General features: G+C 56.9%; 18 protein-coding genes. 9 read left to right on the forward strand and 9 right to left on the reverse strand.

Going from position 1 to position 25,580, the window contains the following annotated elements; genetic code table 11:
• The first annotated feature begins 35 nt into the window (after positions 1-35).
• Genes ACT3RR_RS09340 through ACT3RR_RS09355 form a run of 4 tightly spaced genes read left to right on the forward strand, consistent with a single transcriptional unit; the run spans position 36 to position 9,116 of the window.
• Positions 36-1,331, forward strand: a complete 1,296-nt coding sequence (locus tag ACT3RR_RS09340; protein WP_496200164.1) for an MdtA/MuxA family multidrug efflux RND transporter periplasmic adaptor subunit — start codon at positions 36-38, stop codon at positions 1,329-1,331.
• Positions 1,328-4,555 carry an efflux RND transporter permease subunit gene (locus ACT3RR_RS09345; RefSeq protein WP_496200165.1) on the forward strand — a complete coding sequence of 1,076 codons (3,228 nt, stop codon included), beginning with the start codon at positions 1,328-1,330 and terminating at the stop codon, positions 4,553-4,555. The genes ACT3RR_RS09340 and ACT3RR_RS09345 overlap by 4 nt, the downstream gene beginning before the upstream one ends.
• On the forward strand, positions 4,556-7,684 hold the full coding sequence (locus ACT3RR_RS09350) for an efflux RND transporter permease subunit (RefSeq protein WP_496200166.1): 3,129 nt from the start codon (positions 4,556-4,558) through the stop codon (positions 7,682-7,684). It begins immediately after the preceding gene.
• Positions 7,685-7,709: 25 nt separating this feature from the next.
• Complete coding sequence (locus ACT3RR_RS09355; protein WP_437342039.1) at positions 7,710-9,116, forward strand: efflux transporter outer membrane subunit; 1,407 nt, start codon at positions 7,710-7,712, stop codon at positions 9,114-9,116.
• Positions 9,117-9,179: 63 nt separating this feature from the next.
• Here the strand turns inward: ACT3RR_RS09355 and ACT3RR_RS09360 are convergent, their stop codons facing one another.
• A complete protein-coding gene (locus ACT3RR_RS09360; protein ID WP_496200167.1) occupies positions 9,180-10,358 on the reverse strand; it encodes a c-type cytochrome in 1,179 nt (392 codons plus the stop codon).
• The gene (locus ACT3RR_RS09365; RefSeq protein ID WP_496200168.1) at positions 10,355-12,265 is read right to left on the reverse strand and encodes an NAD(P)-binding protein; all 1,911 of its coding nucleotides are present in this window, start codon (positions 12,263-12,265) and stop codon (positions 10,355-10,357) included. Before ACT3RR_RS09365 ends, ACT3RR_RS09360 begins: the two co-directional genes overlap by 4 nt.
• Before the next feature lie 376 nt (positions 12,266-12,641).
• Here ACT3RR_RS09365 and ACT3RR_RS09370 point away from each other — a divergent pair, with 376 nt between their 5' ends.
• Both ACT3RR_RS09370 and ACT3RR_RS09375 read left to right on the forward strand, forming a co-directional pair.
• On the forward strand, positions 12,642-13,010 hold the full coding sequence (locus ACT3RR_RS09370) for an endonuclease domain-containing protein (RefSeq protein WP_353503290.1): 369 nt from the start codon (positions 12,642-12,644) through the stop codon (positions 13,008-13,010).
• Positions 13,011-13,109: 99 nt separating this feature from the next.
• The gene (locus ACT3RR_RS09375) at positions 13,110-14,708 is read left to right on the forward strand and encodes a PTS transporter subunit EIIC (protein WP_496200169.1); all 1,599 of its coding nucleotides are present in this window, start codon (positions 13,110-13,112) and stop codon (positions 14,706-14,708) included.
• A gap of 51 nt (positions 14,709-14,759) precedes the next feature.
• Here ACT3RR_RS09375 and ACT3RR_RS09380 read toward each other — a convergent pair whose 3' ends face one another.
• Positions 14,760-15,512, reverse strand: coding sequence for a GntR family transcriptional regulator (locus ACT3RR_RS09380; RefSeq protein WP_496200170.1), 753 nt, complete (start codon positions 15,510-15,512; stop codon positions 14,760-14,762).
• 144 nt (positions 15,513-15,656) lie between these two features.
• Positions 15,657-17,396, reverse strand: coding sequence for an ABC transporter ATP-binding protein/permease (locus ACT3RR_RS09385; protein ID WP_485904008.1), 1,740 nt, complete (start codon positions 17,394-17,396; stop codon positions 15,657-15,659).
• Between the two features lie 142 nt (positions 17,397-17,538).
• On the opposite strand from ACT3RR_RS09385, the gene ACT3RR_RS09390 reads away from it, so the two are divergent.
• Complete coding sequence (locus ACT3RR_RS09390) at positions 17,539-18,255, forward strand: tetratricopeptide repeat protein (RefSeq protein WP_496200171.1); 717 nt, start codon at positions 17,539-17,541, stop codon at positions 18,253-18,255.
• On the opposite strand, the gene ACT3RR_RS09395 is transcribed toward ACT3RR_RS09390, so the two are convergent.
• The 3 genes from ACT3RR_RS09395 to ACT3RR_RS09405 all read right to left on the reverse strand — a co-directional run bounded on the left by ACT3RR_RS09395 (position 18,256) and on the right by ACT3RR_RS09405 (position 21,144).
• A complete protein-coding gene (locus tag ACT3RR_RS09395) occupies positions 18,256-18,951 on the reverse strand; it encodes an EAL domain-containing protein (protein WP_353503285.1) in 696 nt (231 codons plus the stop codon).
• A 56-nt stretch (positions 18,952-19,007) separates the two neighbouring features.
• Positions 19,008-19,598, reverse strand: coding sequence for a helix-turn-helix domain-containing protein (locus tag ACT3RR_RS09400; RefSeq protein ID WP_353503284.1), 591 nt, complete (start codon positions 19,596-19,598; stop codon positions 19,008-19,010).
• Positions 19,599-20,274: 676 nt separating this feature from the next.
• A complete protein-coding gene (locus ACT3RR_RS09405; RefSeq protein WP_496200172.1) occupies positions 20,275-21,144 on the reverse strand; it encodes an MBL fold metallo-hydrolase in 870 nt (289 codons plus the stop codon).
• Positions 21,145-21,271: 127 nt separating this feature from the next.
• Here ACT3RR_RS09405 and ACT3RR_RS09410 point away from each other — a divergent pair, with 127 nt between their 5' ends.
• Together ACT3RR_RS09410 and ACT3RR_RS09415 are read left to right on the forward strand one after the other, a co-directional pair.
• Entirely contained in the window at positions 21,272-22,180 is a 909-nt protein-coding gene (locus tag ACT3RR_RS09410) for a LysR family transcriptional regulator (protein ID WP_485904014.1), read from the forward strand.
• Between the two features lie 321 nt (positions 22,181-22,501).
• Positions 22,502-23,665 carry an MFS transporter gene (locus tag ACT3RR_RS09415; RefSeq protein WP_396131450.1) on the forward strand — a complete coding sequence of 388 codons (1,164 nt, stop codon included), beginning with the start codon at positions 22,502-22,504 and terminating at the stop codon, positions 23,663-23,665.
• 52 nt (positions 23,666-23,717) lie between these two features.
• Here the strand turns inward: ACT3RR_RS09415 and ACT3RR_RS09420 are convergent, their stop codons facing one another.
• Positions 23,718-24,554, reverse strand: coding sequence for a ChaN family lipoprotein (locus ACT3RR_RS09420; RefSeq protein WP_353503280.1), 837 nt, complete (start codon positions 24,552-24,554; stop codon positions 23,718-23,720).
• Between the two features lie 89 nt (positions 24,555-24,643).
• Complete coding sequence (locus ACT3RR_RS09425; RefSeq protein WP_496200173.1) at positions 24,644-25,579, reverse strand: LysR family transcriptional regulator; 936 nt, start codon at positions 25,577-25,579, stop codon at positions 24,644-24,646.
• Position 25,580: the final 1 nt, after the last annotated feature.

Consider the following 25,580-nt stretch of genomic DNA (forward strand, 5'->3'; position numbering starts at 1 on the left):
TTTCTTCTCATAATTAGTGCGAAGCCAATAACTTTATGCTGCCAAATACCTCTTCTCGTCCTAAGAACCGCAATAGATTGTGGTTAGTCATCGCGGTGATTATCGCGGCTATTCTGGTTTGGTATTTTGCCTTCCATCACAGCAGTTCGAGCGCGCCAGAAAAGCATGCCGGGCAGGGCCGTGGCGGTATGCGCGGCGCGGCGATGGCCGGGGCGCAAACGCCAGTGCAGGCGGGGAAAGCGGAACAGGCCGACGTGCCGGTTTATCTGCGCGCGCTGGGGACCGTGGTCGCCAATGCCACGGTGACCGTCACCAGCCGGGTGGACGGTCAACTGATGAAGGTCTACTTCACCGAAGGGCAGAAAGTGGAGCAGGGGCAGCTGTTGGCGCAGATTGACCCACGCAGTTATCAGGCGACGTTGGAGCAGTATCAGGGCGACTTAGCCCAGAATCAGGCGCTGGCGAAAAGCGCCGAGCTGACCCTGGCGCGCTATAAGAAACTCTACGCGCAAGACTCCTTAGCCCGACAAGATTTAGAAAGCCAGATGGCGACCGCCGGTCAGTACGCCGGTGCGGTGAAGGCCGATCAGGCGCAGATCGCCGCCGCCAAGTTGAACCTCGAATTTGCCAAAATCACCGCGCCGGTCAGCGGCCACGTCGGCCTGCGTCTGGTCGATCCGGGCAATATGGTGACTAGCGGCAGCACCACGGGCATCGTCACCATCACCCAAACTCAGCCGATTGCCGTCACCTTTAGCGTGCCGCAAAGCAATCTGCAAACCCTGCTCAAAGCCCTGCGTGGCGGGCAACAGTTGCCGACCACCGCCTTTGACCAAGACGGCAGCGAGGTGCTCGGGCAGGGCAAGTTACAGTTCATCAGCAATGAAATCGACACCAGTACTGGCAGCATCAAGCTAAAAGCCCTGTTCGACAATCAGGATGAAAAGCTCTATCCGAATCAGTTTGTAAACGCGCGTCTGCAAGTCGGCACGCTGGAAAAAGCCACGGTGATTCCGGCGGCGGCCTTGCAGCTCAGTGCCAACGGCGACTTCGTCTATGTGGTGAAAGCCGACAACTCCGTCGAGCGCCGCGAAGTGAAATCTGGCCCGGCCTTTGGCGATGACAAAGTGGCGATTCTGTCCGGCATTCAGCTGGGTGAGCAGGTGGTGACGACCGGCATTGACCACCTGAATAATGGCAGCAAGGTGCAGGTGGTAACCGCCAGCGCCGAGGATGAAGCCACCGCCAGCAAGGCCGGAAGCTCGAAACAGCGCGCTGAACAAGGCGGCGTTGATAAGGCCACCACCGGCAAAGACAGCGGGTCGAAATGAATCCATCACGCCTCTTTATCCAAAGGCCGGTCGCTACCATCCTGCTGATGGTGGCGGTGATGCTGTCGGGCATTTTCGCCTACAACATGCTCTCTACCTCGGCGTTGCCGCAGGTGGATTACCCGACCATTCAGGTGACCACGCTCTATCCGGGCGCCAGTCCGGACGTGATGGCGTCGGGCATTACCGCGCCGCTTGAGCGCCAGCTTGGGCAGATGGCCGGGCTGAGCCAGATGTATTCCACCAGCGCCAGCGGCTCGTCGATTATCACCCTGAAGTTCTCGCTAGACCTCTCTCTCGACGTCGCCGAGCAGGAAGTGCAGGCGGCGATCAACGCGGCGGACAACCTGCTGCCAAAGGACTTGCCGAACCCCCCAACCTACAAAAAGGTTAACCCGGCTGATAGCGCGGTGCTGACCATGGCAGTCACCTCTGAGTCGCTGCCGCTGACCAAAGTGCAGGATCTGGTGAACACCCGCGTCGCGCTGAAGCTGTCGCAGATTTCCGGCGTCGGCATGGTGACGCTGGCCGGCGGCAATCAACCGGCAATTCGCGTGCAGGTCAATCCGCGCGCGCTGGCGGCCCACAATCTGACGCTGGAAGACATCAACACGCTGATTGGCAACAGTAATGTTAACGGCTCGAAGGGCGGTTTCGACGGCAAGCACCACTCCATCACCATTGACGCCAACGACCAGCTGCGCACCGCGGCGGAGTACGGCAACCTGATTGTCACCTACCAAAACGGCGCTGCGCTGCGTCTGCGGGACCTCGCCACGCTCTCCGAAGCGCCGGAAAACCAATATTTATCTGCCTGGGCCAACAAGCAGCCAGCGATTATCATCAGCGTTCAGCGCCAGCCGGGGGCCAACGTGATTGCGGTGGTCGACGGTATCAAGCGCCAGTTGCCGACGCTTCAGGCCGCGCTGCCAGACTCGGTCAAAGTCACTATTTTGTCCGACCGCACCCAGACCATTCGCGCTTCAATCAGCGATGTGCAGTTCGAGCTGATGCTCTCCATCGCGCTGGTGGTGATGGTCACCTTCCTGTTCCTGCGCAACGTGGCGGCGACGCTTATCCCGAGCGTCGCGGTGCCGCTGTCGCTGATTGGCACCTTTGGCGTGATGTATCTCTGCGGTTTCAGCCTCAACAACCTGTCGCTGATGGCGCTCACCGTCGCCACCGGCTTTGTTATTGATGACGCCATCGTGGTGGTGGAAAACATTACCCGGCGGCTGGAAGAGGGCGAAACGCCGATGCAGGCGGCGCTCAAAGGCTCGGCGCAAATCGGTTTCACCATTATCTCTCTTACCTTCTCATTGATCGCGGTGCTGATCCCGCTGCTGTTTATGGGGGACGTGGTCGGGCGGCTGTTCCGCGAATTTGCTATCACGCTGGCGGTGTCGATATTGGTGTCGATGGTGGTCTCCTTGACCCTAACGCCAATGCTCTGCGCCTATTTGCTGCGCCACATTCCCGAAGAGAAACAGAGCCGGTTCTACCGCAAAGGCGGCCAAATTTTTGACCGACTGATAGCCGGTTATGACCGTCTGCTGATCGTGGTACTGAATCATCAGCGCATCACTCTGCTAGTGGCGGCGGCGACCTTGGTATTCACCGCGCTGCTCTATGTGATGGTGCCGAAGGGCTTCTTCCCGTCGCAAGATACCGGCATGATTCAGGGGATCACCCAGGCCTCGCAGGACGTCTCTTTCGGCGAAATGGGCCGTCGCCAGCAGATGCTGACTGCCGCTATTTTGCAAGATCCGGCGGTGGACAGCGTCTCCTCCACCATCGGCGTGGACGGCAATAACACCAGCCTGAACAGCGGCCGTCTGCAAATTAACCTCAAATCCTTCGACCAGCGCGACGAGCGCGCTCCGGCGATTATTGCCCGTCTGAAACAAGAAACCGCCTCGGTGCCGGGCATTTCGCTCTATATGCAGGCGTCGCAGGATTTAACCGTGGACGATCAGGTCACGCCCAGCCAGTACCAGTTCACCCTCGACGATGCCGACAGTGAAAATCTGGTGACCTGGACGCCGAAACTGACTGAAAAGCTCAGCCAGCTGCCGGAATTCAGCGACGTGGTGAGCAACCTGCAAAATCAGGGGCAGGTGGCCTATGTCGAGCTGGACCGCGACGCCGCGGCGCGTTTTGGCATTACCGCGTCGGATGTCGATACCGCGCTGTATAACGCCTTTGGCCAGCGTCTGGTGTCCACCATCTTTACCCAGTCGAACCAGTACCGCGTGGTGCTGGAAGTCGCGCCGCAATATCAGCAGTCTCCGGCGTCGTTCGACGATATCTATCTGGCGACCAGCAATACCAATTCGTCTTCGTCGGCCTCTACCGATGCCAACAGCACCACCACCACCAGTGCCTCGGGCTCGACCACCTCGACGTCCGACACCGGCACTTCCACCAGCTCGGCGACGGGCATGGTCAAGCTGACCTCGATTGCCAAAATCCATATGCGCACCGGCGCGCTGTTGCAGGCGCGATTAAACCAGTTCCCGACGGTGACGGTTTCCTTCAACGTCAAAGACGGCTATTCGCTGGAGCAGGCGCAGGCCGCCGTCAAGCAGAGCATGGCCGAGCTGAAGGTGCCGGACAGTATCACGTTGCGCTATCAGGGGGCCGCTGCCTCGTTTGAAAGCGCCACCGGCAACACCCTGTGGCTGATCCTCGCCGCGCTGCTGACCATGTACGTGGTGCTGGGCATTCTGTACGAAAGCTTTATTCACCCGGTGACTATTCTGTCGACGCTGCCGTCGGCGGCGGTGGGGGCGCTGCTTTCGCTGCTGTTTGCCGATACGGAGTTCAGCCTGATCGCACTAATTGGCGTTATCTTGCTGATTGGTATCGTGAAAAAGAACGCGATTATGATGATCGACTTTGCGCTGGAGGCCGAAACCAAGCACGGCATGTCGCCGCGCGAAGCCATTCATCAGGCCTGTTTGCTGCGATTCCGCCCGATCTTGATGACCACCATGGCGGCGCTGCTCGGCGCACTGCCGCTGATGCTCGCCAGTGGATCGGGTGCTGAACTGCGCCAGCCGCTGGGCTTGGTGATTGTCGGCGGGCTGATCTTCAGTCAGGTGCTGACCCTGTTCTCCACGCCGGTAATTTACCTGATGTTTGACCGTCTGGCGACCCGCTGGAACCCGCGGCTGAAACGCAAACGCGCCGCTAAGCTGAACCAACAGCAGGCTGGCGAATAGATGAATATCTCGCGCTTTTTCATCTTCCGGCCCGTCACCACGCTGCTGCTAACCAGCGCGGTGCTGCTGCTCGGGCTGCTTGGCTATCGCCTGCTGCCGGTGGCCCCGCTGCCGCAGTTGGACCTGCCGGTGATTCTGGTGAGCGCCAGCCTGCCGGGAGCCAGCCCGGAAACCATGGCGGCCACGGTGGCGACGCCGCTGGAGCGCGCGCTGGGACAGATTGCGGGCGTCACTGAGATGACCTCCAGCAGCTCGCAGGGTACCACCAGCGTGGTGCTGCAGTTCGATCTCGATCGGGAAATCAACGGCGCGGCGCGCGACGTGCAAGCGGCGATTAACGCCTCGCGGGCGCTGCTGCCGAGCAGCATGCCGTCACTGCCGACCTACCGCAAAGCCAACCCGTCCGACGCGCCGATCATCATGCTCTCTCTGACTTCGGCGACGCGCAGCAAGGGCGAGCTGTACGACATTGCCTCCAGCCAGTTGCAGCAAAAAATCGCGCAGGTGAACGGCGTGGGGCAGGTTTCGATTGTCGGCTCGGCGCTGCCCGGCGTGCGTATTGACCTGCGCCCGGAGGCGATCAGCCATTACGGCATTTCCCTCGACACCATTCGCGCCGCCATCGCTAACAGCACCACTAACTTGCCGAAGGGCGTGCTGCAAGGCTCGAACCAGTCGTGGATGATTGAAGGTAACGGCCAGCAGAGCACGGCGGCGCAGTACAAAACCCTGATTGTGACTTATATCAAGGGCGCGGCCATTCGCCTGAGCGACGTCGCCAATGTCTATGATTCGGTTGAAGATAAATACAACGTAGGCTACTACAACAGCACGCCGTCGGTGATGCTGGGCGTGACGCGGCAGGCCGGGGCCAACATGCTGGAAACCATTCAGGCAATTAAAAATGCGTTGCCGCAAATGGAAGAGAACCTGCCGGGCGACGTTGAGCTGCACATCGCGCTGGACCGTTCCGGCACCATTTCTGGCTCGCTGCGCGCCACCGAAGTGACCCTGCTGGAAGCCACGGTGCTGGTGATCGCCGTGGTGTTCGTCTTCCTGCGCAACCTGCAGGCGGTGATCATTCCGGCGCTGGCGCTGCCCGTCTCGCTGATTGGCACCTGCTCGGTGATGTACCTGCTGGGCTACAGCCTGGATAACCTGTCGCTGATGGCGCTGATCATCGCCACCGGCTTCGTGGTGGATGACGCCATCGTGGTGCTGGAGAACATTACCCGGCATATCGAAGAGGGGCTGGGGCCAGTGCGCGCGGCAATCAAAGGCGCGCAGGAAGTCAGCTTTACCGTGCTGTCGATGACCCTTTCGCTGGTGGCGGTGTTTATTCCGCTGCTGCTGATGGGCGGCATCCTCGGGCGGCTGTTCCGCGAGTTCGCCGTCACGCTCACCGTGTCGCTGGTGATTTCGATGCTGGTGTCCCTCAGCCTGACTCCGATGCTGTGCGCCCGTTTTCTGCGGCGTAAACCGGCGGCGGAAAAGCGCCAGCCGCGCATTTATCGCCTGATTGAACATTGGCTTAATCGCCTGCTGGCGGGCTATGCGGCGGCACTCGGCTGGGTGATGCGCCACCAGTTGATCACCATGTTCGGCCTGCTGTTGACCATCATGCTTAACTTCTACCTGTACACCGTGGTGGAGAAGGGCTTCTTCCCCGAGCAGGATACCGGCATGCTGATGGGCATGATGCGCGCGGATCAAAACACCTCATTCCAGACTATTCAGCCGAAACTGCTGGAGTACAGCAAGATCATTCAAGACGATCCAGCGGTGGACGCGGTGATGAGTTCGGCGGGCAGCGGCGGCTTTGGTTCGCGCAACACCGCGCTGTTCTTCGTTCGCCTGAAAGACATTAAAGACCGCACCGCCACCGCCAGCCAAGTGGCCAACCGCCTGATGGCGAAAACCAGCAAACTGGCCGGGGCGCAGCTGTTTATGCAAGCCGCACAGGACCTGCGAGTCGGCGCGCGCAGTGCTAACGCGCAATATCAGTACAGCCTGCAAGCCGATGACCTTTCGCTGCTGCGCGAGTGGGGGCCGAAGGTCAAAGCCGCGCTGGAGAAGCTGCCGCAGCTGACCGGCGTGGATTCTGACTCGCAAACCGGCGGGCAGGAAGTGATGTTGAACATTGACCGCGACAAGGCCACGCGGCTGGGGGTTAACGTCAAAATGATCGACACGCTGCTCAATAACGCCTTCAGCCAGCGGCAGATCGCCACCATCTACAAGACGCTGAACCAGTACCACGTGGTGATGAATCTGACCGACGACTACACCAGCAATCCTGACGTGCTAAACCAGCTTTACGTGGTCACGGACAGTGGCGAGCAGGTGCCGCTGTCGGCCTTCACCACCTTTAGCGGAGCCAACGCGCCGCTGTCGGTGGCGCATCAGGGGCAGTCGGCAACCACCACGCTGGCCTTTAACTTGTCCGACGGCGTGGCGCTGGGGGATGCCCAACAGCTGATTAAAACCACCATGGCGAAAATCGGCCTGCCGGACACGGTTCAGGCCGGATTTGCCGGCACGGCGCAGGCTTTTGACTCGTCGGTGAGCATGATGCCGTGGCTGATTCTGGCGGCGCTGGCGGCGGTGTATATCGTGCTCGGCATGCTCTATGAGAGTTACATTCACCCGCTGACCATTCTGTCCACGCTACCCTCCGCCGGGCTCGGCGCGCTGCTGCTGATGCTGCTGACCAATACCCAGCTGACGGTGATCGCGCTGATCGGCATCTTGCTGCTGATTGGTATTGTGAAGAAGAATGCGATCATGATGATCGACTTCGCGCTCGACGCCGAGCGCCGCCTCGGGCTGACGCCGCAGCAGGCGATCACCCAGGCCTGCCTGATGCGTTTTCGCCCGATCTTGATGACCACGTTGGCGGCCTTCTTCGGTGCCTTGCCTCTGGCGCTGGGCAGCGGCGGCGACGCCGACCTGCGCAGCCCGCTAGGCTTGGCGATCGCCGGTGGTCTGGCCCTGAGCCAGATTCTGACCCTGTTCACCACGCCGGTGGTCTATCTCTATATGGACCGTTCGAGCCGGGCGACGCGCCGTTTATGGTATCGCCTGCGCCCGCACCATGAGCCATCGCCACCGGCAGGTTCACATGACTAATTCATTGAAAAGCGAAACGACTTTGATGACATTGCGTAATTCCGGCTCCGCCGTTTTCCGTCTCGCCCCGCTGGCGTTGGCATTGCTGCTGGTGGGTTGTACCGTCGGGCCTGACTATCAGCGGCCTTCGGCCCCTCTCTCTTTGGAGTTTAAAGAGGCTAAGGGCTGGACGGCGGCCATCCCGAAGGATACCCAAACCAAGGGCGACTGGTGGGCGGTGTATCAGGACCCTGAGCTGTCGTCTTTGCTGAGTCAGGTACAGATTTCCAACCAAAACGTAGCCCAGTACGCCGCGCAGTATCGCCAGGCGCAGGCGCTGGTTTCCGAGGCGCGCGCCGGGCTGTTCCCGACGATTAGTGCTACCGGCGACAGCACGCGCAGCGGCACGGCGCAGGCGGTGACCAAGCAGCAGTCGGCCAAGCTTGGCGCCAGCTGGGAGCTCGACCTGTGGGGCAAACTGCGTCGCACCGAGGAGCAGGACCGGGCCAGCGCGCAGGCCAGCAAGGCCGAGCTGGCAAACGCCACGCTGAGCGCCCAGTCTGAGCTGGCGCAGGACTACTTCCAACTGCGGGTGATGGATGAACAAATCGCGCTCTATCAGCGCAGCATTGCCGCCTACGAGCGCTACCTGACGGTGATCCAGAACCAGTATGAAGGCGGTAATACCTCGCGCGCCACGCTGGCTCAGGCACAAACTCAGCTGGAAAGCACCCGCGCCTCGGCGCTGGAGGCCCAGTGGCAGCGCGCCCAGTTGGAGCACGCCATCGCGGTGCTGATTGGCAAGCCTCCGGCACAGTTCACCCTGACCGCGCGGGAGATCAAATTCACCCTGCCGTCGATCCCGCCGGGCCTGCCGTCACAGCTGTTGCAGCGCCGCCCTGATATCGCTATTGCCGAACGCAACATGGCCTCGGCCAATGCGGCGGTGGGCGTGGCGACTGCGGCCTATTATCCGGATCTGACCCTCAGCGCCAGCGGCGGTTTTGCCAGCGACGCCTTCCACAACCTGTTCTCCCTGCCGAACCGCGTCTGGTCGTTGGGGCCGGAACTGAGCCAGACGGTGCTCGACTTCGGCGCGACCAGCAGCCGCGTAGCGCAGGCCGAGGCGGCCTATGACGCGCAGGTGGCCGCCTATCGCCAGAGCGTGTTAGGGGCGTTGCAGGAAGTGGAGGATTATCTGGTCGAGCTGCGCACGTTGGATGCCCAGACGCTGGCCCAGCAGCGCGCCGCCGACGCTGCCAAGGAGTCGGCGCGGGTGACTTACAACCAATATCAGGCGGGGATGATTGACTATCTCGACGTCGCCACCACTGAGAACACCAGCCTCAGCCAGCAGCAAAACGTCCTGTCCCTGCTCAGCACCCAGATGGTCACCAGCGTTAAGCTGATTGCCGCGCTGGGCGGCGGCTGGAATGGCGATGTAGGTCAGTAAGGTTTTAGATTCAGCTAAAGAAAAGGCCAGCGCTGAGCTGGCCTTTTTGCTTTGGTTTTGGGCCTATTTTGAGGCGTCGCGTGCCGCTTTCACCTGTTCGGCGGTGACGGCTTCGGCCTGATTTCCCCAGCTGTCGCGCAGCGTGTTAGTCAGCTCCGCCACTTGCTGATCGTTCAGCGCCCAGCCGTATCCCGGCATGGTTTTCGACATATGCTCGGCGGTGACTGGCGTCTGCCCGCCACTCAGGATAACCCGCAACAGGGTTTGTGGATTCGGCGAGGTGACCGTCACATTGCCCGCCAGCGCCGGAATGTTGAAGTCCTGACCTTCGCCCTGAGTGCCGTGACAGGTCGAGCAGTAGCGCGCGTAGGTCTGCTGGCCGCTGGCGGTGACTTGTGCCGGTTTTGCTGGAGAGGCTGCTGGCTCAGACTTCAGACTCAGCAGATAAACCGCCATGCTGTTGAGGTCGGCGTCGGTCATGAACTGCGTGCTGTTGGTGATCACTTCGCCCATCGGCCCGCTGACCGCCGCGTGGGTGTTGCGGCCCGTTTTCAGCAGGGTGACCAGCTCTTGCTGGCTGCCTTTTATGCCGCGCAGGGAAGGGGCGTACCAGCCGTCCAGCTCGCCGCCGCTGAGGAATTTAGCGTCGCTTTCATCCTCGGCTTTCTCCTGCTGCGCCCAGCCCCGTGGCGTATGGCAGGCACCGCAGTGCCCCGCGCCTTGCACCAAGTACGCGCCGCGATTCCACTCCTCGCTCTGGTCGGCCCGTGGCTTAAATTCGCCGGAGGAGAGGAACAGCGAGTTCCACACCCGTAGCGGCCAGCGCATTGACAGTGGCCAGCTGATGGGGTTTTCGCGATTGGTGTCTGGCTGGGGTTTCACCTCATCCATCAGATAGGCGTAGAGCACGCGCATGTCCCTGTCGCTCATTTTGGCATAAGACGTATAAGGCATGGCCGGGTAGAGCGGGTGGCCGTCTTTGGCGATGCCTTGGCGCATGGCTTTGTCGAAATCGTCAAAGCTGTAATTACCGATTCCGGCGGTTTTGTCTGGCGTGATATTGGTGGAATAGATGTCGCCAATCGGCGTGGCAAAGCGCAGCCCGCCCGCCATGTCGCGGCCCTGCGGCGCAGTGTGGCAGGCGGCGCAGTCGGCAGCTTTGGCGACATATTCCCCTTCGGACATCGCCAGCGCCGAGGAGCTGGCCACCATCAGCGCGGTAAACATCATCAACTTTTTCATGCGTTCACCTTCTTCATGGCGGTCAGTTCGTTGACCGCGCGCCATGCCTGATCGATGGCCGAGTTGGCGTACGGGCTCCAGTCTGCGTCGGAGTTGGCAATGGTGATGCGACCGACCGGCTGGCGGGCGCGCTGAATGGTTTTCTGCGCTTCGGCTTCATCATCGAACATGCCGCTGAGGAAGTAGGAGTAGCCGTGGGACCAGCGATTGACGGTGATCGCCATGATGTCGCGCTCATGGTCAAAACCGGCCTCGCCGAACATGCCTTGCAGCTGCTCGCGGATCATCTTCTCATGGGCGTCAAACGAGGTGCCCAGTAACAGAGCGCGGCCCTTGCGCGACTGCTCGCGCGGGCTGAGGCCGCTGCCCGGTAGGGTCGGCACGTAAACCATATGCAGACCAATGGGCTGGTTAGGGTCGCGCGGGTGCTGGTAGCCGCCCATGTTGACCGGATAGTCGAGCTTGACGCGGCTGTAGGGCGCGGCGGGGGAGTAAATCTCATGCACACCAAGCTTGATGAACGGCTGCCAGTTGCGGATCACCACTTTGGAATAAACCAGCGGCGCTTTGACGTTCTCTTTCAGCGCGGCTTTCTGCTCTTCCGCCATCTCCGGCACCAGATAGGGGATCATCATGTTGTAACCCGCCATCACCGCCTGCCCGGCGCGCACGCGGTGCAGCTTGCTGCCGGTCATGTAGGTCACTTCCACCGCAGGCTTGCCCTGATGCTCAATGTTTTCGACGTGCATGCCGGTGCTGTTGAGGCGCAGGCGCACCGGCGCGCCGTCGCGGTCGAGCTGGCTGTAATCAAATTTCGCCAGCACCACGTCGTCCATGGTGCTGCCCGGCGCCACTTCCGGGATCAGATGGCGCACCATCAGCCGCGCCAGACCGGCGTTACCGTCCGGGAAGTGGAAGATGTAAGGCTCGTCGAGGTCGGCGAGGGATTCGGCGTCTAGCGGCGGTAAGCCCATGCCTTCCAGACCCGGCAGGGCGCAGATCCGCGCGTCGCTGCACGAGGTGGCGTCAATGCCCACGGCCTGGAAATCGTTGGTCCGCTGCTGGAAGTAGCGAATGGCGATTTCGCTCAAACCCACCTTTTCGCGCAGGAACTGGGTGTAGCTGTGGCTATCAACCCACTCGATTTTCTGCTGTTTGCTCATGGCTGCCAGATAATCTTTTGACTCCGTATGCAGCGCAATCAGCGCCTTACGGTCGGCGTCCGACAGCGGGAAGTCGCTGATAAAGTCGCTAATATCACGGCCGTTGAGGCGCTCTGGCGGGATGTCATCGGCCACGGCGCGGCCCGGATCGCCACTGACGATTTTATCCACGCCGAAGTTTTTGCGGTCGAAATAGACGCCGCGGCTGAGGTGCAGGTCCGGATAGAAGGTCTGGTCGAAGTCTTTCGCCATGCGCTCGATATCGACATCCAGCGTCTTCAGCAGGCCCATCGCCACCGGGCTGAAATTGGTGCGCGGTGACTGAAAAGACTCACTGCCGCCGTAGCCGAGAATAGTTTTATCTTCGACGTGAAATTCATTGCGCTTGGCGTGACCGCCAAAGTCGTCGTGGTTATCCAGCAGCAGGATACGTTGCTGCTTGCCATGCTGCTCCTGCCAGAAGCACGCCGCCGCCAGCCCGCTGATGCCCGCGCCGACAATCACCAGATCAAATTCACCCTCAATCGGCAGGCTGGAAGGATCGACTTTTTTGCCTTCACGCCCAAGCAGGTGCGCCGCCTCATAAGAGCCCTGATGGTTGCCGCGCAGCCCAGTGAGCGAAGGCGGATAATAGAGCGTTTGCGTCGCGGTTTGCGGCGAGGCCTGCAGCGCCTGCCACGGCGTCATGCCGGCAGTGACGGTAATAGCCACACCGTTGAGAAAATCGCGGCGAGAGATAGCCATAGTGCTTCCTTAAAGAGTCTTGATTAACCCGCGCTTGGAGAGGCGCGGTGAAAGTAGGGCTGTTATGGGTAGTAATATTTTTAACAATTTTAACATAAGGAGATGTTTTGTAGGAAGTTGGGGGGGGGGCTGTGGATTCTTGGTGGTATTGGGTGAGTTTGGTGATGTCTGCAATACCCCCTCCCAGCCTCCCCCTTATCAGGGGGAGGAGCTAAGGCTCCTATTTCTTATTAAATATCAGATGATTATTGGAATGTCTCTCGCATAACTCTTCCAAAATTCAGTCTAGGCACCGCAGTTAATTTTATGCTGGGGCGACTCCTTCCCCTGGAAAGGGGAAGGCTGGGATGGGGTATTCACACAGGGAACGAATGTCATGTTCAATGATTCGAAGCAAAAGGTTTTTCGGCGGAAATTGAGACACAACTTAACCTATCCCGAGTTTATTTTCTGGCAGGCAGTGAGAGGTAAATCACTCGGTGTCAAATTTCGCCGTCAACAGGGATTCGGGCGCTACATTGTTGATTTCTATGCATCAGAAGTCAGGCTTATCGTAGAGATTGACGGAGATAGCCATTTTTCTGATGAAGAAAAATCAGCTGATGAAGTGAGAACACATTTTCTTGGCGGTTTAGGAATGACCGTGCTGCGCTTCACTAATCGGCAAATCATGAATGAAAAAAAGGAGGTTTTAGATTTCTTGAGGCGATATATCAACCAGCTCCAACTCCCCCCCAAACTGTGATCCCATTCATACTCTCGGTCATTATGTCTATACAACTATACATTATGGTCTTTACTCAATAGGTGGTTCTTTTTTCGCCAACTTATTGAGGGGAAACGGATGATCAAACTAGGCAGCAAAATCCACGATCTGGGTAAAGCGCTGATGACGCCGATCTCAGTGATCGCGGCAGCCGGTATTTTTCTGGGTCTGGCGGCGGCATTGCAGAACCCGGCGGTGACCGGCGAAGCGTTCGCTGAGATAAAATCCTTACAACTGGTGATCGGCTTTATTCGTCAGGTTTCCGGCGCGCTGTTCGCCAACCTGCCGCTTTTCTTTGCCGTTGCGACGGCAATGGGGCTGGCCAATGCAGAGAAAGCCACGGCGGCTTTCTCTGCAGTGATCGGCTTTGTGGGGCTGCACGTTGGGGTTAATTATAGCTTACTGGCGCAGAATATTACGCCAGACACCATCAGCGTGGCGCACCTTACCGCGCAGGGCATGTCGCAAAGTGAGGCGATGATTTACGCCGCTGAGTTCACCCAAACGCTGGGTATTTTCACCTATAACATGAGCGTGCTGGGCGGGGTCTTGGTCGGTTTGATCACCATGTGGCTACACAATCGCTTCTACACCATCACCTTACCGACGGCCATCGCCTTCTTCGGCGGTCGGCGCTTTGTACCGATTATTACCGTGCTGGTGCTGCCAATCGTCGGCGTGCTGATGTCGCTGGTTTGGCCGACCGTCGCTGAGGGCATTCAGTGGGTGGGAGAGTTAATCGGGCGCACCGGCGAGATAGGCACCTTTATTTACGCCACCTCTGAGCGTTTACTGATCCCCACCGGTTTGCATCACATCATCAACGAAACCGTGCGGTTCACGCCAATCGGCGGGGTGACGACGGTGGACAATCAGAGCATCGTCGGCGCGCTGAATATCTTCAACGCCTCGCTGGCTAACCCCGGCGCTATTACCGATACCGTCACCCAGCAGGCCACGCGTTTCCTGGCGCAGGGTAAAATCCCGGTGATGATGTTTGGTCTGCCTGCGGCGGCGCTGGCGATGTATCACTGCGCGCGGCCCGAGCACAAAGGGCGGGTGAAAGCCTTGATGCTAGCCGGGGCGCTGGCCTCCTTCACCACCGGGATCACCGAGCCGCTGGAGTTCTGCTTTATCTTTGTTTCGCCGGTACTCTACGTGCTGCACGCCGTGCTGACTGGGATCTCCTTTGTGCTGATGCAGATGTTCCACGTGATGATCGGTAACGTGCAGGGTGGGGCGATCGACTTCCTGATCTTTGGGGTGCTGGGCGGGGCGAAAACCCACTGGTGGTATCCGCTGATCCTCGGGATCATCTACGCGCCGATCTACTACTTCAGCTTCCGCTGGGTGATCTTACGCATGCAGATCAAAACGCCGGGGCGTGAAGATGAGAATGATGCCGAAGAGCGCGCCAAGTCCGCCGAAGGCAACCAGAAGACCAAAGACATCATTCTTGGGCTGGGCGGCGAAGGCAATATCTCTCAGGTGGATTGCTGCTTTACCCGCCTGCGCGTGAAGGTGAAGGATATGTCGCAGGTGCAAGATGACAAGCTGCTGAGAACCGGGGCGATGGGCGTGAAGCGCGTGACTGACAATGACGTGCACGTGATTTACGGCCCGCAGGTCGAGCAGGTGGCGAATCTGGTGAAAGCCGAGCTTTCCGGTATTAGCTAATGCGTGTTGAAGAAGAGTAAGAAGTAAGAAGGCTGGCCCTGGGGTCAGCCTTTATTTTTGCTCTTTGCCTTTGACTCTGGCCCGAATGCTGAAGCTGTAGTGCTTCTGGTTGTAATACACGTCTGAGACTTCAAACAGCGTACCGTCGGTGAATTCCGAGATGGCGTGGGCGTGTAGCACCGGCTCATCGCGCGACAGGTGCAGGGCCAGACGGATTTCATTGGCGGGAAGTTCTGCCGATATCTGCTTATTGCTGCCTGCCGGTTCATAACCTCTAGAGCGCAGATAGGCGTATTTCGAGGTTTCCAGATGCCGTGGTATCAGGTCGGGGAACAGATCCGCCAGTAGCCAGCACTGCTCATAAACAAAAGGCTCTTCCCCCAGCAGGCGTAGGCGCACCATAAAGTGCAGGGCCGTGCCGACCGGGACTTGCAGCGCGTTGGCGATGTCGGGCGTGGCCGACACGCGCTCGAAAGCCAGCACGCGGTTTTCAATCGGTGCGTTGATTTCAACCGCCAGCTCGCTGGAGGTCAGGTGGCGGTCGAGAGGCAGGTTCACTTTGCGCGTCAGTGCCTTTTTCACCACAAAGGTGCCGCGCCCGCGAAAACGTTCGACCCGACCTTGGCGCACCAGATAGTCCACCGCCTTGCGCGCTGTCATGCGCGAGACGCCATAAATGTCACACAGCGCGGCTTCGGTGGGGATCGGATCGCCTGGTTTGATCTCTCCGGCGCTGATCCGTTCAGTAAGCTGCTGTTCTATTTGTAGATAAAGCGGTACGAACGAGGTTTTGTCGATTTTCATCAGCCCTCCGGTTGTCAAAATTAATTGTATAGCGGGGTATACAATTGAACAAATTTGAGGCGGAGAATTGTGCGCTAGGATGGGTTTTGTCTTGCCTCTCCCTGCGCAGGGGCGAGAAGAGGCAAGAAAGGCGAGTGTTAAAGCTTACTCAGGTAATAGCGCGGACGCCGAGAAGTGGCTGCCGCCCTCTTCGCTGCGTTTGAAGCGCCAGCAGTGCTGGTGGTACTTGGCGACGCTATTGCGGTGCGCCACGCTTATCACCGAAGTGCCAGGCAATTCGCTGACTAACAGGCTGTACATGCGCTGCTCGGTTTCGTCATCCAGCGCGCTGGTGGCTTCGTCGAGGAACAGAATGGCAGGCTTAATCAGCAGTGCACGAGCAAACGACAGGCGCTGTTGCTCACCCGGCGACAGGCGCTGGCTCCAGTTGGCATAGTCATCCAGCACGCTTTGCAGATGCGGCAGGCAGCACTGTTCCAACACGGTATTCAGCTGGTCGTCAGTGTATTCACGATCTGACTGCGGGTAGCTTAGCGCTTCGCGCAAAGTGCCAATCGGAATATAACTGCGCTGTGGCAGGAACAAATAATTTTTGCCCGCGGCAAGGTGAATACTGCCCGCGCCGTAAGGCCAGATACCGGCGATAGCGCGCAGCAGGGTGGACTTACCGCAGCCAGACGGGCCGGCGATCAGCACGCGCTCACCGGCCTGCAGGCTGGCGGAGACATTGCTGAACAGCGCGGTGCCGTTCGGCAGCTTGAGGGTTAAATCGTCGAGTTGTAGATCCAGTTTGTCGGATTCGCGCACGTCAATGCCGCGCGGCTGGGCGTTCACCTGTTCAATGGCGGCGTTAAAACCGGCCAGACGGTTAACACAGGCTTTCCAGCTGGCTAAATCGGTGAAGGCGCCGATAAACCACGACAATGCGCCCTGCACCTGACCAAAGGCCGAGGAGATTTGCATCAAGGAACCCATCTGGATGGCGCCGGAGAAGTAACGCGGCGAAGCCACCAGAATCGGGAAGATGTTAGCGAACTGGGCATAGAAAGTGGACGCCACGTTGAGGCGACGGGTCACTTTCATAATCGACCACCAGTTGGTTTTGATGGATTCAAACTTGCTGCTCAGCTGGTCGCGTTCACTCTTCTCACCGTGATAAAGCGCGATGGCGTCGCTGTTTTCGCGGATACGGATCAGGCCAAAACGGAAGTTTGCTTCGAACCATTCTTGGTTGAATCCTAAACGAACCAATGGCTTACCCACCCACCAGACAATCACCGAGCCGACCACCGCGTAGAGCAGGGCGAACCACACCATGTAGCCCGGAATGGTGAATTCATGGGAGGAAAACATAAAGGTCAGCGGGCCGCTGATCGACCACAGAATAAAGACAAAGGAGAACAGCGTGACCACGCTGGATAGCAGGCCAAGCACCAGCGAAAGGGTGCCGCTGGTCAGCGCGTTGAGGTCCTCAGCAATACGCTGGTCGGGGTTATCGACCTGATGCTGATACTCCGTGTAATAATAGGCGTGATTGCCCAGCCACTTGTCCATATACTCTTCGGTCATCCAGCGACGCCAGCTCATTTGCAGGCCCTGGGTCAGATAGACTTTGTAGATGGCAATGACGATAAAGATCAGTGCAAGCCAGGTGAATTTCAACAGCTGGGCTTTGAATACGGGGTAATTACGATTTTGCAGCGCATCGTAAAAGACTCTGTTCCATTCATTTAGCTGGACGCTCAGATAGACGCCGGCCAATGAGAGGATAATGATGGCGGATAACATGCCCCAGGCACGCCACTTCTCTTCGGAAAGCCAATAAGGCTTAATCAACTGCCAGACAGCACGCCAAGGTGCCGATTTCCCAGGTTTGTTAGTCATAAATAGCCATGTTTCAATATATTCATGTTGTGAATGCGTAATCATCCCAGAATGGGTCAGCCAGCGCGAGAGGGCAATGGCACACATGTAAGGATGTTTTTCCTGCAAAAAGTTCCATTTGGTTATAAGAAAAAGGTGTTCGATGAAATTGGGGTTGAATTTGCTGCTGGTGGCGGGCTGTTCTGTCAGTCTTCAGGTATTGGCGAAAATCGATGAGCCTGATATTGAAAAGGATTGTCTGAAGGCAGGGATTTACGCAGAGGCGGGGAAAGTCTCTTATCAGCAAGGCGCTTATGACAAAGCGCGCGAGCTATTCCGCGATCAGGTGGCCTGGAGCGAGTTTTGCCACAAGCCGCAGGACACTATCGCCACGGCCTACAACAACATCGCGCTGACCTATATCCGTCAGGGGCAATATCGCAAAGCTAAAGCCTGGCTGATGCTGGCGCCGGATGATAAAAAATCACAATTTAATCTTAGCCAAATCCAACCCCAGCTCGATGCCTTGCCTGCGGCACCCAGCGTGGCCGGGCAGTATTGGCAATATGCCGGTTACGGCAGTTGGAACGAAGTGGATGTCAAAGCGGAAGAAGCCCAGTTTAAAATCGATTTCAGCGGCATGTACATGGGGCTGATGTCGCTCTATTACGGGCCGAATACCGGCGAATTCTCGGTGGTAACGGCCGTGAAAGACGGCAAAGCGGTTTACAATCAGGCAGATGACCAGAACGCGGGCGGCGGAGAGTGTAAAGTGAGCATGGAATTCGCGCCAGAAACTGTCAAATTGCATACCGACGGTGACTGTGGCTTTGGCATGAACGTGCAGGCTGCGGGGACATTTGTTCGCGTACAGCCTTAATCAGTCGATACTCACTCTGCTTTGCAGATTATGTTGGAATCTGGCAGGCCATAAATAACCCTGCATCCCCTTGATATTCAGTGATTTTAAACCTCTGAGCTGCTCGGAGGTTTCCACCCCTTCGACAATAACGCCCTGACAGCTGCGGCCTAGCTGCTGAATCACCGACTTCAGCTCCTCGCTGCCCTGATGCTGCCAAAAGAAATGTTTATCCACTTTAATGCACTCAAACTGGTTGAGCATGACGGGCGATAAGCGTTGATGATCGGCGCTGAAGTCATCGAGCCAAAGTGGGCAGCAGGCGGCTAACTTGCTGAGCAGAGGCTGGGGGCTTGGGTGGAAGAGTTCTGAGAAGTGCTCGTTGATCTCCAAACGAATAAAACCCATAGATTTGAGTCTATTGGTTAATGCCACGGAGCGAACGATGCCTTCGGCAATCTCCGTATCCACATTTAAAGAGACGCTAAACCGGTGCTCTAAGAAGAACTCCGCTTGATGGCTCAGCGTATTCAATTGGGTGTAAAAAATATCGAACTTGTGTTCAGGATGCAGCTGAGAAAATAGATGTTCAATGCTTCGGCATGGCCCATTGAGCGAATTTTGCCGCGTGAGCATTTCAAAACCCAGCACATTGCCTGCCGGGTCGACGATGGGCTCGAAAACAAAATAGAATTCTGACGCCGAAGCTGGGTCCATTCTTCTTTCTCTATATTTATCGCGGCTGGTATTTGCAACATCGCCAGACTATCGCTCTAGAGCGCAGTCATATCCGCAACGCTGTGGTTAAAGAGAAAGAATAGTTCCTGATTATTCGTTATGCCTATTTTTTTAAATAGATTGCATTTATGTGCACTGACCGTTTTGATGCTTCTTTTTAATATCATTGAGATATCGCGGATAGAAACGCCTGATACCAGCATAGAAAGAATCTTTATTTCCATTTTGGTGATCACCAGAAAGTGCTGATCGCATAAGTCTGAAATATCTTTTAGCAGGATAAACTTGGTAATGAGGCTGGTCGTCTCTTGTAAGTTGTTGTTTTTAGAAAAAGAACGAATTCCTCTTTTCAGCAGCGTGGACATGATGGTAGCGTCCAGCGACTCAGAGTAAAAAATCATCCGGTTATCATCCATTCTCTCGTGATGCGCTAATAAAAACTCATAGCATCGAGAGAAGCTTTTATGTGAAGGGTCAAGGATAAAATAGTCAGAAGAGTCGAAAATAATATTATTTTTATTTTGTGGGAAATTTAAAACATCAACGTGGAAAGGCAACTTTAGAATAAGTGTCTCAAGCGCCAGTTGAGTGAATTGACATTCACTCCATATAATAACTCTTGGCATGATAGCCTTCCATGTAACACAAATAATCCAGTCAAAAAGGCGATTCACACAGAGAAAAAAACCACCCAAAAGCATAAAGCATAAGCCCAGAAAAGAATTTTCTGCGCAAAAGGTTGGTGAGTTTTTTATGAATAATTAACAATCAATATAAATTATATAAAGTTCGAAACAAATCGTTTAACCCGATGTTTGGGATTACTTTTAATAGGTTTTGACGATTAAAATGCTTTCACTGATCGTTTGAATTGATTGGTTATTAAGATAATACTGAACATAATTAATTAAATAGTTAGAATAAACAATAAGATAATTAGAGTTTGGTTATTTGAGGGTTGGAAGTAAGAGTTTTCTGAAGATACTGCTGGAAGAACCGACAACGCCGCTAAAAAGCCAATTTTCTCTATTTAGAGAGCACTATTTGCCTTACTGGCGGAAATTTATGGAGAAATAGTCCCGTAAAAACTATTTGTTCGAAAATTGAAGATTTATCGATTGGCGTTAATAGTGTGAGGAAATTCTTAAGAAGGAGATTGTGACAGGATTATTGAGTATTTTTCGAGGTGTATTCTTATCAGTCTGCTAATTATTGCTCATTAACCGGGTTTTGTTATGACGTTAAAAAATGGGTCCACTTTTAAGGACCCATCAAATCGTTTTATGCAAAAATTGACTTATTTTACTGCGGCCACTTCATTTCGCCTTTCAGCACTTTGGCGCTCATTTCTAATGACTCATCGCCTTTCAGTGCCGGGTAATGTCCTTTCATGGCTTTCACCAGCGCATCCGCATTCGTGGCTTTTGGCAGTTCTTTCTCCAACGTCTGTAAATACTGCTTGGTGAACTCGACCGACTTCAGCGTCTGTGCCGCACCGGGCAGGAAGTGGCCCGGCACCACCGTAGTTGGCTGCAACGCCGTGATCTGGTCCAGCGTGGCAATCCAGGCTTGGCGTGATTCAGGCGTTTGTGTATCTGCTACCCACAGATGCTGGGTATTACCATCCACAATAACGCCGCCGACTACGGTTTTTAGCGCCGGTATCCATACAAAGGTGCGGGCGGGAGTTTGCCCTTTAATTTCAAACTTTTTGCCTTCCAGCTCGAAAGAATTGCCTTTCAGCGGCTCAGGGACAATCACCGTTTTTGGCGCGTTGTCTTTCAACTGCGGGCCCCAAAACGCCACTTTGCCGTCTTTGGTGGCGTTGATTTCATCAATTGTCGCCTGAGTGGCGACGATTTTGGCCTTAGGGAAGGCGGCGTGCAGGGTATCCAGGCCGAAGTAGAAATCAGGATCTGCCTGGCTGATGTAAATAGTGGTGAGGTTCTTGCCACTGGCTTTGATCATCTCCACCAGCTTCTGCGCATCGTTGCGCTGGAACTGGGCATCAATCAGCACGGCGTCTTTCTCGCCAGAGACAATTTCTGAGGAAACGGCAAAAATGCTGTTTTGACCCGGATTGTAAACGTCCATTTTCATGTCGGCAGCGCGAGCCGTCAGGCTAGTGCCCAGCAGCAGCGCGGCGGTAAGAGCCAATTTTTTCAGGCGCATAATGTGTCCTCGGAGGTTGGGCGTTGTCGCCAAATAATGTGGGTTAATGCCGCTACTTTACGTTGCATAAATCGAGAGAAAAACCGGATAATGCGCAACTGTTTATTGCATAAATCGGATGAATAATATGGACAGGATCACCGCAGCCGAAGTCTTTGTCGCCATTGTTGAACGGGGAAGCATGGTCAGCGCCGCCGAATCGCTGGATATGTCCCGTGCGATGGTCACGCGCTATTTATCTGAAATGGAGAAGTGGTCCGGCGCGCGCCTGCTGCACCGCACCACGCGCAAACTCAGCCTGACCGATGCCGGGGAGAACACGCTGGCGCGCTGCCGGAAAATGCTGTCGGTGGCGGCGGAAATGGCCTGCGCGGGGGAGAGCGAAGATGACGCGCTGCGCGGCCTGCTGCGCCTGAGCTGCTCTCAGTCTTTCGGGCAGGGGGCGGTGGCGATCGCCGTGACCGAGTTCTTGCGGCTACACCCGCAGGTCAGTATTGATCTGCAACTGGAGAGTAAGGCGATCAATCTGGTGGAAGATCGAATCGATCTGGCGCTGCGCATTACCAATGATCTCGATCCGAACCTGATTGCCCGGCCGCTGGCCGAGTGTGCCTCGGTGATCTGCGCCTCTCCTGCCTATCTGGCGGCCCACGGCACCCCGCAAAAGCCGGAGGATTTGGCGCTGCATAACTGCCTGACCTACAGCTATTTCGGCAAAAGCCTGTGGCAGTTGGAGCGCCAAGGCGAAAAGCTGGCGATACCGGTGAGTGGCAATCTTAGCGCCAACGAGTCGCAGGTATTGCTGAGCGGGGCAGTAGAGGGGGCAGGGATTGTGATGCAACCCTACTACTCCGCCGCGCCGCTAATTTCCAGCGGGCAGTTGGTGGCGCTGCTGCCGCAATGGCAACCGCAAACCTTGGGGATTTACGCCATCTATGCGTCGCGCCGCCAAATGCCAGCCGCATTGCGCGCCTTGCTGGATTTTCTGGTGGCATGGTTTGCCGGAAATCCTCGCTGGGTCATGGCCGGGGCCTAAACTCCATTTTTCGAAATATTTGCACACATCTTCTAACTGATTATTTATCAGTGAGTTATCACTTATTCCCTAACAATTTGTGCCGTTGATTCGGCCGCTAACTGGTCAAAAGTGTGATCTGCGTGGTATTTCTGTTGGCAAGATACAACATTGCGCTAACAAATGAATTAACGCAGCAATGTACTTTGCGACGGGTTTTAGCGGCCCGTTTCACCATCCTGATATCTTGATCTCTTGCTTACTTTTCGCGGACTGACTGCACGAGTCAGCCCGCTTTAGTGGTGTTCGTTGGGTAAATAATTAATTAATGGGGAGTTTCCTATGCCTGTTTCGTTACTGGCACTGGCGCTGAGCGCATTTGCGATCGGCACGACTGAGTTTGTCATCATGGGGCTGTTGCCCAATGTGGCCAATGATTTACAGGTGAGTATTCCGCTGGCGGGTTGGCTTATCAGTGGCTACGCGCTGGGCGTGGCCATCGGCGCGCCTATCATGGCCGTGCTGACCGCCAAACTGCCGCGTAAAAAAACGCTGTTGCTGCTGATGACTATCTTCATCTTCGGCAACCTGATGTGTGCGCTCTCTTACAGCTACGGCTTCCTCATGCTCGCGCGGGTTATCACGGCGCTGTGTCACGGCGCCTTCTTCGGCATTGGTGCCGTGGTGGCGGCCAATTTGGTGGCGCCGAACCGCCGCGCGTCTGCCGTGGCCCTGATGTTTACCGGCCTGACGCTGGCGAACGTGCTGGGCGTACCTTTAGGTACCGCGCTGGGCCAGGCGCTCGGCTGGCGTTCTACCTTCTGGGCGGTGGCAATTATCGGCGTGGCGTCGCTATTTGCACTCTATAAAAAACTGCCGGACACCAAAGACGAAGAGCCGACGGACCTGCGCAAAGAGATGGGCGCGCTGCGTGGTTTGGGCCTGTGGCTGTCGCTGTCGATCACCGTGTTCTTCTCCGCCGCGATGTTTGCCCTGTTCACCTATATTGCGCCGATGCTGACGGAAATCACCGGCGTGTCCGAGCACGGCGTGAGCTGGACTCTGCTGCTGATCGGCCTGGGGCTGACTATCGGTAACGTGCTTGGCGGACGTCTGGCTGACTGGCGTTTAGGCGCTACGCTGACCCTGATCTTCTTGCTGATTGCCATCTTCTCGGCACTGTTTAGCTGGACCAGCGTGAACCTGCTGGCGGCGGAAGTGACGCTGTTCTTCTGGGCGATGGTCAGCTTTGCCGCCGTGCCTGCGCTGCAAATTAACGTGGTGACTTATGGCAAGAATGCGCCGAATCTGGTGTCGACTCTCAACATCGCCGCCTTTAACGTCGGTAATGCCTTGGGGGCCTGGGTAGGCGGCGCGGTTATCGCTCGTGGCCTGGGTCTGACGGCGGTTCCGCTGGCGGCCGGGGCGTTGGGGCTGGTTGGCTTTGTGCTCTGTATTATCACTTTCCGCCGCGCGGCGAAGAAAGCTGAAAAAGCGCTGGCTTAAGACATTCACCGCCCTCTGGCTCTGGCCGGGGGCGGCTTCTTTCTTCTTATTATTATTGCTTTTTACCCGCCGCCGGGGTTATCCACACATAATCCGCCTGCTGGTTATCCACTTCCGCCCCCTGTTCCGCCAGCATGACTACCGTCACCTGCGCCTTAGGCTGTAAATCGCGAAGATGCACCGGCACCCCGACATTACGTTTGGCATGATAGCCACCGACGATCAGCAAAGCCGGCGTTGGCGCGGCTAGCAGCCGTTCAGCCATGCGGCGGTCGCGCTGTTGCTGGATTGCCAACATGGCGTGAAGCTGCTGCGGCTCGATATTCTGCTGATGCGAAACGCGAATGGTGTCGGCGATGGCCTCTCTAACTTTAGGGTCCGCACTGTTGGCTCCCGCCGGGAAGGCCGGTTTCTGGTAGAAAGCCATGATTTCGCTGCGATCCAGATTCGCCGCCAGCAGCGGATAAGGGGCTTTGATTGCTGGCATTACCACTTGGCCGTACATCGACCAATCCCAGCCTTTCTGCCATTTAAGCAGTTCCGCTACCTTCGTCGCCGACAGGTCCGGCTGGGTTTGCAACAGCCGCTTGGTGCTCTCGACGGCGGGTTGCTGGCTCGGCGTTAGCATCTCCATCAGCACGCTGCCCTGCGGGCGCTGGTCGGGCAGGTTTTCCACCAGCCAGGCTTCAATCTGGTGATGCGCCGGGTTGTCGTGCTTCTCGCCGACAATCACCCGTGGGTGTTTCGCCAGTCGCGCCAACAGCTGCTGCGGCGTGAGGGTTTCCCCGGTATGCAGGTCTTTAATGCTGCTGGAGGCCAAATTGGGCGACGCCGGGTGCTGGGCGCAGGCGACCAGCAGCAAGGTGGCTAAAAACAGTAACTTTTTCATGACGATCCTCATCATCCCATAACCGGGTAAATCACAAGTTGTCAGCATGTTATGGATAATGATTATCATTTACAAGTCAAGGTTGCGCCTTATTCATGCGCCATTACCGCCTGTAAACGCTGAGGAAAACGCTGGGCCTGCTGATGACAGTGCTCGATAAAGGTTGAAACCAGCGCCGAGGCGGGGCGGTGCAGCGGACGGATCAGGCTGACGGTGAAGGGCACCGGCAGGCTGAACGCTCTGATCACCATGCCGCTGTTGCCGCGCTCCACATAGTCCAGCGCGGTGAGTGGGTTGACTATCGATACCCCAACCCCTTCGCGCACCATGCTGCACACCGAGGCGGCGCTGTGGGTTTCCAGCACCAGACGGCGCGCCACCTGATGCTCGCCAAACAGCGCGTCCAGCAGCTGGCGGTAGCTGTCAGTCGCCGACAGGCTGATGAAGTTCTGCCCGGCGAAATCCTGCGGCGTCAGTCGCATTTTCGCCGCCAGCGGGTGGTCGGCGGGCAGCACGCACACTTCGTTTAAGGTCAGCAAAGGCTGGCGCTCGGTGCCCGCGGGCGTATGGGTATTCTCCGTCAACCCAAGGTCGTGGCGCTGCGCGGAAAGCCATTCTTCCAGCAGCGGCGACTCCTGCGGCACGATGTTGAAACTGACGTCAGGGTAGCGATCCAGAAAAGGCTTACACACGGCGGGCAGCAGCGACTGGCTGAACACCGGCAGGCAGGCAATGGAGAGCTGCGCCTGCTCGAACTGGCGAATGCCCTCCGCCGCGCTGACGATACGATCCAGCCCGTAATAGGAACGCTGAACCTCCTCAAACAGCCGCAGCCCCTGCACCGTCGGGTAGAGGCGGCCGCGCAAACGTTCGAAAAGTTGTAGATTCAGCAGCTTTTCGCAGCGTGCCAATTCTCGGCTCACCGTCGGCTGCGAGGTGTTGAGCAGCGCGGCGGCCTCGGTCAAATTGCCGGTGGTCATCACGGCGTGAAAGATTTCGATATGACGCAGGGAAATGGCGGGCATA

It is taken from the genome of Ewingella sp. AOP8-B2-18, from assembly GCF_052376015.1.
Classification (GTDB): domain Bacteria; phylum Pseudomonadota; class Gammaproteobacteria; order Enterobacterales; family Enterobacteriaceae; genus Ewingella; species Ewingella allii.